This is a genomic window from Natronorubrum amylolyticum (assembly GCF_052040145.1).
Lineage (GTDB): Archaea > Halobacteriota > Halobacteria > Halobacteriales > Natrialbaceae > Natronorubrum.
Genome location: NZ_JBPPFW010000001.1, coordinates 1 through 14,744 on the forward strand (window position 1 = coordinate 1; position 14,744 = coordinate 14,744).

A 14,744-nucleotide genomic window follows, 5' to 3' on the forward strand; every position below is an offset into this window, starting at 1 on the left:
AGAACGAGGTGACCGTTCACTTCGAAACGACTGCCCCGCTGTTGCTTTTCTCGTCGCGAGACTCCGGAATGCCGATCGAACTCCCGGTCGAGATCGTCGACGGCGAGGCGACGGTCGAGGTGACCGGCTCGCGAAGTCGGCTCGCCGAACTGGCCGAACAGCTCGAGCACTTCGGGCTCCAGTACCGGATCGAACACGTCCGCGAGCGACTTCACGAGAGCCAGTTGCTCTCGGACCGACAGCTCGAGGTCGTCGTCGCCGCCGTCGACGAGGGCTACTACGACACGCCTCGACGCAGCTCGTTGACGGAGCTCGCGGCGCATCTCGACATCGCGAAATCGACGTGCAGCGAGACGCTTCACCGGGCCGAGGAGGCGATCATCAAACGGTTCGTCGAGGATCTGCCGGGCGTCGATACCGAGGAGCGAATCGAGGACCCGCTCGCGAGCGATTGATCAGTCGGTCCGCCGCGCCAACACGAGCAGTGCCGTCGTGTCTGCCTGTGCTTTCGGAGAGATATCCTGTGCCCCGTCGAATCGAACGACGTCGCCTTCGTGCACATCGTACTCGCCGTCACCGAGCGACATCGTGAGCTGGCCCTCGAGGACGTGGAGGACGATTTCCCGGTCGGGGTGTCGATGCGCCGGAATCCGTTCGCCGTCTGCGAGCGCGAGTCGAACGGTCTGTGGTTCACCGTCGAACAGGTGTGCGTGTGGAGTTTCCTCGAGCGCCTCGAGACGCCGTCGCTCCGTCGGCGTCGGCAGTTGATCGAAATCGGTCATACTCAGGTCTCAGCGCTCCTCGGTCGTAGGTACTGAGCCGAACCGGTTCGGTGGCTGCCGTTCTCGACATAGCGCGCACAGCCAGTTGCGGAGGTAGGTTCAATAGATGAAACTCGACTGAGACATACTTTGAGGCAAACGTTCAGAAACCCACCCAGTTGTTGTCTCTATTACAACCATTTTGGTTCCGGACCGCGTGTATCTCAACCGATCTTCCGTACCTGACAGTACAGGTAGTGGCTATTACGCTCCGTTAAATATAGGCGAACATATTCGCGTCAATTCTCACGTCGTGGAAATCGGCTCAACACTTGAACGTTATCTAGTTATGAGTGCGGTACAGAGGATCCACAGATGACCGTATTCAATTGCGTGTCGGCGTGTAATTACTTCGCATCGAGCGGATTCTCGTCCAGAGGTGTTCGATCGGAATGAGCACGGACGACGAATCTTTCCACCCGCTCGGTCAAGAGTGGGAAACTGAACTAGAGGGGATGCTCGACGAGACCGAGTACGATTCTGATCTCGGTATGCAGATGGCCCAGGACGCGATGCGCGTCACTAAGGGCGAACTCTCGGAAGCCGAATTCCACGAGAAGTATCACGACGACGTGATGGACGAGTTCGGCGTCGACGACCGCCCGACCGAAGCCGCCTACGACGAAGCCCAGGAGGAGTCGAGTGGCGCCATGGGCCGAATGCTTTCGGCCTTCGACGGCGACGGCGAGGAAAGTCGCCGCGACGTCATGAAGAAGATGGGCGTCGGTGCAGCTGCCGTCGGTCTCGGTGCGTGGGGCACCGTCGACGACAGCCAGCCCAGTCTCGGTATCTCTCAGGAGGGTGACAACGACGAGGGAGACGGCGATTTCCAGTGGGGGATGGCCATCGACCTCGAGCGCTGTGACGGCTGTCTCTCCTGTGTCGAAGCCTGCGCCGAGGAGAACAACCTCGACCAGGGTGTCAACTGGATGTACGTCCTCGAGTACGACGAACCCAGAGCGGGCACCCCCGAGACGAGCCGCAACCGGCTCGTTCGACCGTGCCAGCACTGTACCGACGCACCCTGTGAGAAGGTCTGTCCGACGACGGCCCGACACACCCGGGATTCGGACGGGCTCGTCCTGACCGACTACGACGTCTGTATCGGCTGCCGATACTGTCAGGTCGCCTGCCCGTACGGCGTCAACTACTTCCAGTGGGACGAACCGGACATCACGACCGACCAGATCGCCGACCAGGCCGACGATATGGGCATGGACGGCGACCACATGGTCGACGAACGCGAGCGCTGGGTCGACAGTCGCGCCCCGCGTGGCACGATGAGCAAATGTACGATGTGCCCGACCCGACAGGATGGGATGTCGGGCGACGACAGAGTCGGGACGACGGCCTGTCAGGAAGCTTGTCCGCCGGATGCGATCAACTTCGGGAACATGCACGACGAGACCAGCGATCCGCAGGTCTACGCGTCGAACCCGAGCCGCGGTCGCACGCTGTCGCTGCTCTCCGTCGGCGAGGAGTTCGCCGAATCCCTCGAGGAAGACCTCGACGGCGAGGACGACGACCTCGAATCCGTCCTCGACGCGACCGACCTGGACGAGGATACCCTCGGACTGCTACTTGCGGTCCAGATCACCGCTGAGTCCGAGATGGGCGCCGGCGACGGCACCATCGCCGCCTACGAGGAGGACGTCCTCATCACGCTCGAGGCGCTTTCGAACCACGGACTCGACCTCGAGAGCGAGGAGGTGCTCTCGGAACTCGGTCTCGCCGACGCACCCGACGAAGCCGACCTCGGCGGCGAGGACGAGAACGGTGAGGAAGAAAACGGCGACGACGAGAACGGTGGAGATGAAAACGGTGACGACGAGAACGGCGACGAAGAAGAAGCCGAAACCGACTCGTTCATTCAGGAAGACGAGGACGAGGATGAAGAAGAAGAGGAGGACGAAGACGAGTTCGACGGCCCGGACGTCGAGGCCGCACAGAACCTCCTCGAGGCGTTCGCCGGCGTACCGTCGTCGAACTTCCGACTGCTCGAGGATATGGGAACCAACCCGAACGTCATCTACCTCGGCAACGAGCCCGGTCCGAACGCCGAACAGCGTGAGCCGACCGGTACGGGTGTCGACTACGAAAACATCTCCTACCAGCGAGCGGACGGCGAACGCGTAGAGCTCGTCGATAATCGAAAAGACGTGCTCGACGAGAAGACCGTCGGTGACACGGGACTGAACCTCGGAGGGTGGTAACGATGAGTACGAAATCACCGACCGAGGCCGACATCCTCCGTCCAGTCAACAACGTCTCGAAGCAGTACTTCATCCTGTTCGGGCTCTGTGCACTCGCGTTCGGAGCCTTCCTCGTCGGCTGGATGTACCAGCTGGCCGAAGGGATGGCCGTCACCGGACTCTCCGACTGGGGGAGCGGTGGCGGCGTGACCTGGGGGCTGTACATCGGCGCGTTCATCTGGTGGGTCGGGATCGCTCACGGCGGGATCATCCTCTCCGCTGCGGTCCGACTGCTCGGCATGGATCGCTACATGCCGGTCGCCCGCCTCGCCGAACTGCTGACGATCGCCGGCCTCTCCGCGGCTGGCTTCTACATTCTGGTCCACATGGGCCGTCCGGACCGGATGGTCACGAGCGTGCTGGGCCACTACCACATCACGGTCAACAACTCGCCGCTGGTGTGGGACGTCACCGTCATCACGGCCTACTTCGTGCTGACGGCGACCTACCTCGCACTGACGCTTCGGTACGACATCACGCGTCTCCGCGACGATCTGCCGGGCTACTTCTCGCCGGTCTACAACGTCCTGACCCTCGGCTACACCGAGGACGAGGACGAGGTCGTCGAGCGGATGGTCTGGTGGCTCGCGCTCGCGATCATCATCATGGCCCCGCTCCTGCTTCACGGCGGTGTGATTCCGTGGCTGTTCGCGGTGCTCCCCGGCATGCCGGCCTGGTTCAGCGCGGTGCAGGGACCACAGTTCCTGACGATCGCGCTGACCTCGGCCATCAGCGGCGTCATTATCGTCGCCTACGCGTTCCGTCGCGCCTACGACTGGGACCACATCATGACGGACGACGTCTTCCGCGGGCTGCTCCTGTGGCTCGGCTTCTTCTGTCTGCTGTTCCTCTGGCTGCAGCTCCAGCAGAACGTCGTCGGGCTGTTCGCCGCACCGGTGAGCACGGCGGTCGCACAGGAAGCGACGATCACGCACCCGATCTACATCACCGCGATGGTCCTCGTCTTCGCGACGCTCGTCTACATCTTCGCACAGACGATCCGCCCGTCGCTGTTCACGAAAGGGCGAGCGCTCGTCGCCTCGTTTGCGGTGCTGTTCGCGACGCTCATCGAGAAACTGATCTTCGTCGTCGAAGGATTCCTTCACCCCGAGTTCGAGATCTACGCGGCGACGCCCGGGGCGTACTTCCCGAGCGCCATCGAACTGCTCTCGCTGCTCGGAACGATCGGCATGGTGACGCTGATCTTCCTCGTCGTCTCGAAGGTCGTTCCGGTCGTCGAGCTCCACGCCGTCGAACACCTTCGCGGCGACCACGGGCACGGACACGAAGAGACAGATGACACGGCAACCGAACCGGAGGTGAAAGCATGAGTTCCATCGCCGCACTCGCCGAACCGCTCTACCACGGCTACAGCGGAACCGACGGCCTCACCGGATTCCCCAACATCGGGACCTACCTGATCTTCGGGGTCATCCTGGTGCCGATCTACGTCATGGTCGTCTCCTGGTTCGCCGGCGAACCCCGCGACACGAAGACCGGGATGCTCGGCGTCTCCTATCTCGTCGCCATCACGGCACAGATGTGGATCGGGATGTTCATCCTGACCGTCATCATCGGCTTCGTGTTCTACGGCGGCCTGCCGGAGCCACTCGGCTCCCCCGGCCCCACCGGCGACATACCGATCTTCGGGTTCCTGTTCTAACCCGATCGATCGGACCGATTTTCGCGTTCGCTCGTTTCGATTTTTGCTGGCTGGCAGCACTGCTCGTCGAGAGGCAACTCTTCGTGGTCTCACTCTTCGTTCTCGAGCGTCCTCGCTGATCGCGACGGTGGTCACGGGCCGCCGTCATGAGGCCCATGCACAGTCAGGGGAAACCACGACCCCAACGGCTGGTCAAACACACCTATGACACTCGTTGACCTTCTGTCGGCGGTCCTCTATCACGGCTACGAGGCGAACGAGGGGTGGACCGGGTTTCCGAACGAGGGAACGTACATCATCTTCGGGGTCGTCCTGCTCCCGATCTACGTCATGCTCATCGCGTGGTTCGCCGGCACACCCCGCGACACGAAGACGGGGCTGCTCGGTGTCACCTATCTCGTCAGTATCGCGACCAGCATGTGGGTCTCGATGCTCATCATGACGGTCCTGATCGGGATCATTTTCTACGGACAAGCACCCAGTCTCTTCTGAGCCGGGGTCTCGAGCTCGAGTCCGACTTCGCGAACCGGTGGTCACCGGCGGGTTCGAACGCCGAACCATCACACGTATCCCGTTCGGCTCCCTTATGCTCGGATAACGCATACGACGTATTATGAGCATTACAGAACACGAACTCCAGATCAAACTCGAGGGGATCGAGGATCCGGATATCGGCGAGGACATCGTTTCGCTCGGCCTGGTCAACGACGTACGAATCGAGGACGAGACCGCCCGGATCGACCTCGCGTTCAACGCCCCGTACGCGCCCTCCGAGATGGAACTGGGCAACCGAATTCGCGAGGTTTGTGACGAGGCGGGCCTCCAGGCGGACCTGCGCGCACACGTCGGCGAAGAACACGGCTTCGACGACGAGGTATTGCCGCGGGTTCGCAACGTCATCGCCGTCGCCTCCGGGAAGGGTGGGGTCGGCAAGACGACGGTCGCCGCGAACATCGCGTCGGGTCTCGAAAAGCGCGGGGCGATGGTCGGCCTGCTCGACGCCGACATTCACGGGCCGAACATCCCGCGGATCCTGCCGGTCGAGAGCGAACCCGGTGTGACGCCGAACGAGGATATCGTTCCACCCCGGTCGGACGGCGTCCGGGTCATCAGTATGGGGATGATGACCGAGCAGGAGGACGATCCGGCGATCCTCCGCGGCCCGATGGTCAACAAGTTCATGCTGAAGTTCTTGGAGGGCGTCGAGTGGGGCCGACTAGACTACCTCATCATCGACCTCCCGCCGGGGACGGGTGACGCGACGCTGAACCTCCTCCAGTCGATGCCGGTGACCGGCGCGGTCGTCGTCACGACGCCCCAGGAGATGGCGCTCGACGACACTCGCAAGGGGATTCAGATGTTCAACAAACACGACACGCCAGTACTGGGCGTCGTCGAGAACATGAGTTCGTTCATTTGCCCCTCCTGTGGCGACCAGCACGGCCTGTTCGGCACCGAAGGGGCGAAGACGATCGTCGACAAGTACGACGTCCCGCTGCTCGGCCAGATTCCGATCCACCCCGACTTCGGCGCGGAGGGCAGCGAGGGAGCGATCGTCAAGGACGACGAGAGCGAGGTCCAGGAGACCGTCGAAGACCTCGTCGCGGAGGTCGCCGACCGCATCGGCGAGACCAACCGCCGCACGGTTGCCGACAACGTCGAGGGCGGCCCGACGAACCAGCTCCCAACCGAACTCGAGGACTAGCGGCTCAGTATCGCGGTCGTTTCGAACGGCACGGTGACTCGTGAGCCTCGAGCGACGACGCTCAGGGCTCTTTTTCGACTTCCCACTCGAGGGTCACCGTAATCTCTTCACGCGGGCCGCCGAGCATCGGCGATCGCTCCTGTACCTCGATGCCGTACTCGAGTTCCGGCGCGGGCGACAGTTTGAGCATCTTGTTCCCGACGCGAACTTCGGCAACACCGCCGCTTCGAATCTCCTGTGCGAGTTCCTGTACCAGATCCGCTGCCTCTTCCCGCGAGACGTTCTCTTCGGTATTCGTTTTCTCTCCCATAGCAAAACGACCACCGAACGAACATAAATAGGTTGGCCGGGAATCGGCAGGCACGACTTTGGTGGCGGCCGTTTCCGGCCAGAGCTACCAGATCTTGAGACGAAGTCGAGTCGGCAGGAACGAACGAAGCAACGGCGTCGGCGACTCAGGATGTCGGCGGCTCCGGCTCGTCCTCGAGCAGCGAGCGAACGTACTTCGTCACGTGGTCGTCGATCCGACGCTTGTAGCCGGCCTGCCGGGCGAGGCGGTCGAGTTCGCGGGCGACGAGACTGCCGTACTGGACGGCCTTCTTCTCGCGGGAGGCGACCGCTTCGGGAAGGTACTCCCCGGCGACGTGCCGAAGCGCGCGTTTGCGCTCGGTCTCGTCGGCCAGCAACTCGTCGGGCAGTCGAAGCGCGGCGTCGACGACGGCGTCGTGGAGGAGGGGGGAGACGGGCTCGAGCCCCCTCGCTTCGATCGCGTGGACGTCCCGCGGGAGCTGTTCGGAGAGCGTCGCGATCTGTTCGCGGACGGCACCGCGAGTCGTCTCGGCTGCGACGCGATGGTCGAGACGGACGACCTTCTCGTAGCCGCCGAACAGTTCGTCCGCGCCCTGGCCCACCGCCAGCGCGTCGAAGCCGTCGGCGGCGACGCGCTCGCCCACGAGCGAGAGCGGAAGGGCGATCTGAACGTCCATCGCGTTCGTCCGACCGATCGCGCGGGCCAGGTCTGGCACCGCTCGCTCGAGATCCGCTGGCGTTAGCTCGACGACGGTCAACTCCCGGCCCATCGCCTCGGCGGCCGTCCGCGCGGCCGCGACGTCGTGGCTGTCGGGGAAGCCGACGACGTACAAGGGGGCGTCGAGCAACTCGGCGACCAGCGCCGAGTCGACGCCGCCCGAGAAGGCGACGGCGATGTCCCGGTCGGCCTCGAGCGCGGCGTCGGCCGCGGTCCGGATCGCCGTGGCGAGTCGCTCGAGTGCGGCGTCGTGGTCCGGCTCCGGCTCGGGATCGGGGAGCGTCCATCGACGCTCGGGTTCGGCGTCGGGGGTCGTCAGATCCAGTGTGGTGCCGGCCGGGAGGAGCGTCGGGTGCTCGAGGGCCGTCGGTTCGAACGCCCAGTCGGCGGCTGGAGTGCGGCCATCACTCTCGCGGTCGACGTAGACGGGCACGCGGCCGAGCACGTCGCGGACGAGTGCGCCGTCGAGTTCGCCGGCAAAACCGGTCGTTCCCGGGAGCGGGTCGCCGCTCTCGAGGGCACCGCGAACGGTATCGGGATCAGCGCCGCGAAGCGTCACTGGAAGAGCCCCAGCACGCCGTTTCGCACGCGGCGGGTGACACCTCCTGCGGCCTGTCGGAAGCTGATGTGCCACGGCGTTCGTTTCCCTTCGACGGTGGTTCGGCCCTCGCGAATCGCTTCGAGGATCGCGTCGGCGGAGCGGTCGTCCGCCTCGACGCGGGTGACGGCCTGGCCGACCATCTCGCTGATGTGGGCGTCGCTGCCGGCCGTCATCGGCAGGCCGTGGGACTCGGCGAACCGTTCGGCCTGTCGGTTCGCGCGGCCGGTCAAGAGCCGCGAGTTGTAGACCTCGATCGCGTCGCCCTCGGCGAGTTGGTCCCGGGAGATGCGGGCCATCACCCCGTGGCGCGACTCCTGGAAGGGGTGGGGGATCACCGCGAGTCCGCCCTGCTCCCAGATGGCCTCGAGCGTCGACTCGTAGGAGAGGCCGGGCGGGACGGCGTCCTCGAGCCCGAAGCCGAGGATGTGGCCGGCTTTGCTCGAAATCTCCATGGCGGGGATGCCGATCAGTCCGTACTCGGGGGCGCGTTCGGCGGCCTCGAGGCTCGCGTCGATCTCGTCGTGATCGGTGACGGCGATCGCGTCCAGACCGACGGCCTGGGCCTGTTCGAGGATCAACTCGACCGAGTCTCGGCCGTCGTAGGAGAGCGCGGAGTGAGCGTGGAGTTCAACCGACAGCACGGGTATGTGCCCCGGTTCGTGTGGAGCGATCAAAAACACCTCGATACGTGATACGCACGTGAGAATCAGCGGCGTTCGCGCCGATATCGCCTACTCGTCGGTGTCGAGTTCGACCATCTCGAGCGACCGGTCGAGGTGACAGACCTCGTGTGGCGGGTCGCCGAGGATATCGCGAATGCGGTACTCCTCGTCGAACTCGACGGCGTCCGGTTCGCAGTACTCGTGGCTCGGACACTCGACGTAGGGACAAGGGCCGGAGAGACTCGCCTTGCTGCCGGCGAACGCGCCCTTCGAAGGGATGTTCGCGCGCACGGAGACGGGTTCGACCTCGACGGCGCGGACGCCGCCGTCGTGCATCGCGCACTCGAGGGTCTGGGCATTCTCCCGGACGGACGTGATTTGGTACTTGGTATCGGGCTTGAGGTTGAGACACTGACTGCGATAGGGACAGCCGGCGCAGGCGTCGGCCTCGCCGTGGTAGACGAACTCGGTTCCCGGCTCGGCGAGCCGGGTTCCGACGAGCGTAACGGTCGACATACCGGTCCCTACTTCGCGACGCCGGTTAAGACTCACGTGTCGACTCGTCGACCAACGGTGCGTGGGACGTCGCGTTCGTCGCGATGACCGGTTATGCGGACTCCGTCTCGGAGTCGCCGTCTCCGACCGCGCCGGTCAGCTCGTCCAGTCGATCGAAGTACGTCTCGCGGGGGACCTGATAGAGTCCGCGGTAGTCGACCTCGCCGGCGTCGAACGCCTCGGCGAGTTCGAGCGCACGCTCGAGGGCCTCGGCGCGCGTTTCAAACCGTTCGTTGTCGGCGGAGACATCGGGCTCGAGATAGAGGGTGACGTACCAGTCGCTGGTCGGACGGCTGGTCGGGTTGGTTCCGGGGCGACGGGTGCGTTTTCCGTGGGTCAGATACAGTGTGGGAAGACAGGCAGCCGGAAAGTCGTCGCCGTTGAAGACGTCCGGTCGATACGCGAGCACGAGGCGGCCGTCGTCGCCCTGACTCCAGACGGTCCACGCGTCGGGGAGCGACGAACGCAGCGATTCGGGATCCGCGTCGGTCTCCGAGTTCGTCATGCGCGGTCGTTGGTCGGGCGGTCCTAAAGCCTCGTCGTCGCGAGGGACTCGAGACGAAGCCGTGTTGTGTGCCCACACGCCCAGCGCGCACGAGCGAAACCGGCCGCTGCAGGCTCGCAACTTATGCCATCGATCGACCAAGATGTGGTATGGTAGCGTGGGGCAACATATAATCCACTTGACTACTGTGTGGAATAATATTCTGCTAAATATCTTTTGGGGCTAAAGCTAAGTACCTGGATTACTCACTCATTAAATACTATCGGTATCCGTTCGCCGGACCGATCCACTCCGCGCCCGTCCCCGGCGCGCCGTTGGCTGAGCCTCTGACGAGGTCGTCGCGCAACGTGAGTGGTGATCGATCACACATGGCACGACAGACCGCCGCCCGCCGCAGTTCGGTTCGTTTCGAGAGCGAGTTACTCCCGGAGCCTGCCGACTGCCGTGACGATGTGTGGTCGATGGTGACACGGCTCGACGGATCCCGACGGTTCGATCGCGACGAGAGTGGTGGTCGAACGACGTCCGCTCCGACCACTCCGCGTGATCACGGACGATGCAAACGGGGGAGATCGCAACTGGCAATGATACCATGACCGGTGATATCGAGACACTCGAGACGCTCAGTACGGACTACAAGGAATCGATGCCCGCAGACCTGCGGGAGACCAAGTCCTTCGACTGGTACTTACAGGAGTGCTACGAGGACGCGAAGATCACCCGCAACGCCCACCAGCGCGTCGCGGACATGTTCGACTACTACGGGACGGCCTACGACGAGACCGAAGGGGTCGTCGAGTACCTGCTCGCGAGCGAGGATCCGCTCGGCGAGGGTGAGAACACCTTCTACGGGAAGGTGATTCACCAGTCGATCCACGAGTTCGTGAACAAGGTGAAGTCGGGTGCCCGCCGGCTCGGCCCCGAACGACGTATCAAACTCTTGCTCGGCCCGGTCGGTTCCGGGAAGTCCCACTTCGACAAGCAGGTCCGCAAGTACTTCGAGGACTACACGCTCCGCGAGGAGGGGCGGATGTACACGTTCCGCTGGACCAACCTCTGTGACGTCATCAAGGACCAGGACCCCTCCGACGATACCGTTCGGTCGCCGATGAACCAGGATCCGCTCGTGCTCCTCCCGCTCGAGCAGCGCCAGCAAGTGCTCGACGACTTAAACGAGCGACTCGACGCGCCGTACACGATCCGGAACGAGCAGGCCTTAGACCCCGAAAGCGAGTTCTACATGGATCAGCTGCTCGCGTACTACGACGACGACCTCCAGCAAGTCTTAGAGAACCACGTCGAGATCGTCCGCTTCGTCGCCGACGAGAACAAGCGCCAGGGCCTCGAGACGTTCGAACCCAAGGACAAGAAGAACCAGGACGAGACCGAACTCACCGGCGACGTCAACTACTCGAAGATCGCGATCTACGGCGAGAGCGACCCGCGCGCGTTCGACTACTCGGGGGCGTTCTGTAACGCGAACCGCGGCATCTTCTCGGGTGAAGAGCTGCTCAAACTCCAGCGGGAGTTCCTCTACGACTTCCTCCACGCGACCCAAGAGCAGACGATCAAGCCGAAGAACAACCCCCGTATCGACATCGACCAGGTGATCGTCGGGCGGACAAACATGCCCGAGTACAAGGACAAGAAGGGCGACGAGAAGATGGAGGCCTTTAACGACCGCACCAAGCGGATCGACTTCCCGTACGTCCTCTCCTACGAGGACGAGGCCAGCATCTACGAGAAGATGCTGAACAACGCCGACGTCCCGGACATCAACGTCGAGCCGCACACCTTGGAGATGGCGGGTCTCTTCGGCGTCCTCACGCGGGTCGAAGAGCCCGATACCGAGACGGTCGATCTCCTCTCGAAGGCCAAGGCGTACAACGGCGAGATCGACGAAGGTGACGATATCGACATCAAGAAGCTCCGCGACGAGGCCGAAGGGAAGGCCGAGATCGGCGAGGGCATGGTCGGCGTCTCGCCCCGGTTCATCGGCGACGAGATCGCCGAGGCGATCATGGACTCCAAACACCGCTCGCGCGGCTTCCTCTCGCCGCTGACGGTGTTCAACTTCTTCGAGGAGAACCTCGAACACCACGGCTCGATCCCCGAGGAGAACTTCGAGAAGTACTACCGCTACCTCGAGACCGTGCGCGAGGAGTACAAAGAGCGAGCCATCGAGGACGTCCGTCACGCCTTAGCGTACGACATCGACGAGATCCAGCGCCAGGGCGAGAAGTACATGGACCACGTGATGGCCTACATCGACGACGACACCATCGAGGACGAACTCACGGGCCGCGAACAGGAGCCCGACGAGACGTTCCTCCGCAGCGTCGAGGAGAAACTCGACATTCCCGAGGATCGGAAGGAGGACTTCCGGCAGGAAGTGTCGAACTGGGTCAGCCGCAGAGCGCGCGAAGGTGAAGCCTTCAACCCGCAGGACAACGAGCGCCTGCGCCGCGCACTCGAGCGCAAACTCTGGGAGGACAAGAAACACAACATCAACTTCTCCGCGCTGGTCAGCGCCAACGAGTTTGACGACGACGAGCGCTCCTCGTGGATCGACGCGCTGATGGAACAGGGCTACTCCGAAGGCGGCGCGAAGGAAGTACTCGAGTTCGCCGGCGCGGAGGTTGCCAAAGCCGAGATGGATTGATATGACGGGAAACGACTACGTCACCGAGGCCGACCGCACGTTAGAGGAGACTTACGAGGAGCCGATGGACCTCGCGACCTACGTCGATCGGATCTTCGCGAATCCGACGATCGCCTCCCACGCCTCGAAGTACCTCCTCGAGGCGATCGAGGCGGCGGGCACTCGGACCGTGGTCGAGGAAGGCGAGGAGAAAGAACGGTACCGCTTCTTCGACGATCCACACAACGACGGCGAACACGCGATCCTCGGCAACACCGAGGTGTTGAACGGGTTCGTCGACGACCTCCGATCGATCGCGGCGGGCCGGGCGAAAGACGAGAAGATCATCTGGTTCGAAGGGCCGACGGCCACCGGAAAATCGGAACTCAAGCGCTGTCTGGTCAACGGGCTTCGCGAGTACTCGAAGACCCCCGAGGGTCGCCGGTACACGGTCGAGTGGAACGTCACGACGGCCGCAGCCGAAGATCGCGGTCTGAGCTACGGTAGCGGCGATCCAACGGCGAGCGACGACCAGCACTGGTACGAAAGCCCCGTTCAGGCACACCCGCTGTCGGTGTTCCCGGAGGAGGTCCGCGAGCGCGTGCTCGCCGACCTGAACGACGAACTCGACGACCACGTTCCCGTTCGGGTCGACGCGAAACTCGACCCGTTCTCCCGGGAGGCGTACGACTTCCTCGAGGAGCGCTACCGCCGGGAGGGCGAGGAGGCGCTGTTCTCGGCGATCACCGACGACGACCACCTGCGGGTGAAAAACTACGTCGTCGACGTCGGCCAGGGCGTCGGCGTCCTCCACAGCGAGGACGACGGCCCGCCGAAGGAGCGACTCGTCGGCTCCTGGATGCACGGGATGCTCCAGGAACTCGACTCGCGCGGGCGCAAGAATCCCCAGGCGTTTTCCTACGACGGCGTGCTCTCGCAGGGCAACGGCGTCCTCACAATCGTCGAGGACGCGGCCCAGCACGCCGACCTGCTGCAGAAACTGCTGAACGTCCCCGACGAGCAGTCCGTCAAACTCGACAAGGGGATCGGGATGGACGTCGACACGCAGATGCTGATCATCTCGAACCCGGATCTCGAGGCCCAGCTCAACCAGCACTCCGATCGGAACGGGATGGACCCGCTGAAGGCGCTCAAGCGTCGGCTGGACAAACACCAGTTCGGCTACCTGACGAACCTCAGCCTCGAGTCGGAGCTGATCCGTCGCGAGCTGACCAACGAATCCGCCGTCTGGGAGGCCGAGAGCTACGAGGAACTCGAGGCGCGAATCCGCGAGCCGGTGCGCGTCTCGGTCAAAGACCAGGGCGGCGAGACGCGAACGGAGGAGTTCGCGCCCCACGCGATCGAAGCCGCCGCGCTGTACGCGGTCGTGACGCGACTCGACGAGGAGAACCTACCCAACGGGCTGGATCTCGTCGACAAGGCGCTGATCTACGATCAGGGCTACCTGCAGGAAGGCGACACGCGACGCGAGAAAGACGAGTTCGACTTCAACGGCGAGGCCTACGACGGCGAACACGGGATTCCGGTCACCTACACGCGGGACACGCTCGCGGAACTCATCCAGACCGATCGGGACCGCCACCACACCGAATTACCGGTCGAGGACATCGTGATGCCCCGGGACGTGTTGAACACGATGGCCGAGGGACTGTCGGACGCCCCCGTCTTCTCGTCGGGCGAGCGTTCGGAGTTCGAAAACCGGATCGTTCCCGTGAAAAACTACATCTTCGACCGGCAGGAGAGCGACGTCATCGAGGCGATCATGCACGACAAGCGCGTCGACGAGGAGACCGTCGCCGAGTACGTCGAACAGGTCTACGCCTGGGAGACCGACGAGCCGCTGCACAACGACCGCGGCGAGGAGGTCGAGCCGGACCCGCTGAAGATGAAGCTCTTCGAGATCGAACACCTCGGTCGCTTCTCCGAGGCCGAGTACGAGGGTAACCTCCCCCGCGAGAGCGTCCGGAACTTCCGGCGGGAGAAGGTCATCACGTCGTTGAACCGTCACGCCTGGGAGCACCGCGACGACGACTTCGCCGTCGAGGACGTCGATCTCACCGCGATTCCGGTGATCAAGAGCGTCCTCGAGAGCCACGACTGGGACGACGTCCAGCGAAGCTTCGAGGACTTCGACCCGCGTCAATGGGACGACCCGCCGAGCGGGACGGAGACAGCGACCGTCAAAGAGCGAACGATCGACACCATGGTCGATCTCTTCGACTACTCGGCGGCCTCAGCCGAGCTAACCAGCCGACACGTCATGGGACAGGTGAGCTACAGATGGGACTGAT

General features: G+C 63.6%; 14 protein-coding genes. 8 read left to right on the forward strand and 6 right to left on the reverse strand.

The features are described 5' to 3' along the window. On the forward strand, positions 1–455 hold a 455-nt coding region (locus tag ACSFDB_RS00005), incomplete at its 5' end, for a helix-turn-helix domain-containing protein (RefSeq protein WP_440769021.1). On the opposite strand, the gene ACSFDB_RS00010 is transcribed toward ACSFDB_RS00005, so the two are convergent. Next, positions 456–782 carry a cupin domain-containing protein gene (locus tag ACSFDB_RS00010; RefSeq protein ID WP_440769022.1) on the reverse strand — a complete coding sequence of 109 codons (327 nt, stop codon included), beginning with the start codon at positions 780–782 and terminating at the stop codon, positions 456–458. Positions 783–1,213: 431 nt separating this feature from the next. Between ACSFDB_RS00010 and ACSFDB_RS00015 the strand changes: the two genes are divergently transcribed. The 5 genes from ACSFDB_RS00015 (at position 1,214) to ACSFDB_RS00035 (ending at position 6,441) form a co-directional block, all read left to right on the forward strand. Further along, positions 1,214–3,034, forward strand: a complete 1,821-nt coding sequence (locus tag ACSFDB_RS00015) for a 4Fe-4S ferredoxin N-terminal domain-containing protein (protein WP_440769023.1) — start codon at positions 1,214–1,216, stop codon at positions 3,032–3,034. 2 nt (positions 3,035–3,036) lie between these two features. Further along, entirely contained in the window at positions 3,037–4,404 is a 1,368-nt protein-coding gene (gene nrfD, locus ACSFDB_RS00020; protein ID WP_440769024.1) for an NrfD/PsrC family molybdoenzyme membrane anchor subunit, read from the forward strand. Beyond that, positions 4,401–4,736: a hypothetical protein gene (locus ACSFDB_RS00025; protein WP_440769025.1), complete on the forward strand. Its 336-nt coding sequence runs from the start codon at positions 4,401–4,403 to the stop codon at positions 4,734–4,736. The genes nrfD and ACSFDB_RS00025 overlap by 4 nt, the downstream gene beginning before the upstream one ends. A gap of 204 nt (positions 4,737–4,940) precedes the next feature. Beyond that, on the forward strand, positions 4,941–5,228 hold the full coding sequence (locus ACSFDB_RS00030; protein WP_440769026.1) for a hypothetical protein: 288 nt from the start codon (positions 4,941–4,943) through the stop codon (positions 5,226–5,228). Positions 5,229–5,349: 121 nt separating this feature from the next. Then, the gene (locus ACSFDB_RS00035) at positions 5,350–6,441 is read left to right on the forward strand and encodes an Mrp/NBP35 family ATP-binding protein (protein WP_440769027.1); all 1,092 of its coding nucleotides are present in this window, start codon (positions 5,350–5,352) and stop codon (positions 6,439–6,441) included. A 61-nt stretch (positions 6,442–6,502) separates the two neighbouring features. Here the strand turns inward: ACSFDB_RS00035 and ACSFDB_RS00040 are convergent, their stop codons facing one another. The 5 genes from ACSFDB_RS00040 to ACSFDB_RS00060 form a co-directional block, all read right to left on the reverse strand. Further along, a complete protein-coding gene (locus ACSFDB_RS00040) occupies positions 6,503–6,751 on the reverse strand; it encodes an amphi-Trp domain-containing protein (RefSeq protein ID WP_440769028.1) in 249 nt (82 codons plus the stop codon). Positions 6,752–6,896: 145 nt separating this feature from the next. Further along, a complete protein-coding gene (locus ACSFDB_RS00045; RefSeq protein WP_440769029.1) occupies positions 6,897–8,027 on the reverse strand; it encodes an asparagine synthase C-terminal domain-containing protein in 1,131 nt (376 codons plus the stop codon). Then, positions 8,024–8,710 carry a PHP domain-containing protein gene (locus ACSFDB_RS00050; RefSeq protein ID WP_090306544.1) on the reverse strand — a complete coding sequence of 229 codons (687 nt, stop codon included), beginning with the start codon at positions 8,708–8,710 and terminating at the stop codon, positions 8,024–8,026. Before ACSFDB_RS00050 ends, ACSFDB_RS00045 begins: the two co-directional genes overlap by 4 nt. Before the next feature lie 90 nt (positions 8,711–8,800). Beyond that, positions 8,801–9,247, reverse strand: a complete 447-nt coding sequence (locus ACSFDB_RS00055) for a UPF0179 family protein (RefSeq protein WP_440769030.1) — start codon at positions 9,245–9,247, stop codon at positions 8,801–8,803. Between the two features lie 91 nt (positions 9,248–9,338). Next, on the reverse strand, positions 9,339–9,791 hold the full coding sequence (locus ACSFDB_RS00060; RefSeq protein WP_440769031.1) for a DUF5820 family protein: 453 nt from the start codon (positions 9,789–9,791) through the stop codon (positions 9,339–9,341). Positions 9,792–10,383: 592 nt separating this feature from the next. Between ACSFDB_RS00060 and ACSFDB_RS00065 the strand changes: the two genes are divergently transcribed. Further along, a complete protein-coding gene (locus tag ACSFDB_RS00065) occupies positions 10,384–12,453 on the forward strand; it encodes a PrkA family serine protein kinase (RefSeq protein WP_440770158.1) in 2,070 nt (689 codons plus the stop codon). 1 nt (position 12,454) lies between these two features. Next, on the forward strand, positions 12,455–14,743 hold the full coding sequence (locus ACSFDB_RS00070; protein WP_440769032.1) for a PrkA family serine protein kinase: 2,289 nt from the start codon (positions 12,455–12,457) through the stop codon (positions 14,741–14,743). The last annotated feature ends 1 nt before the right edge of the window (position 14,744 follow it).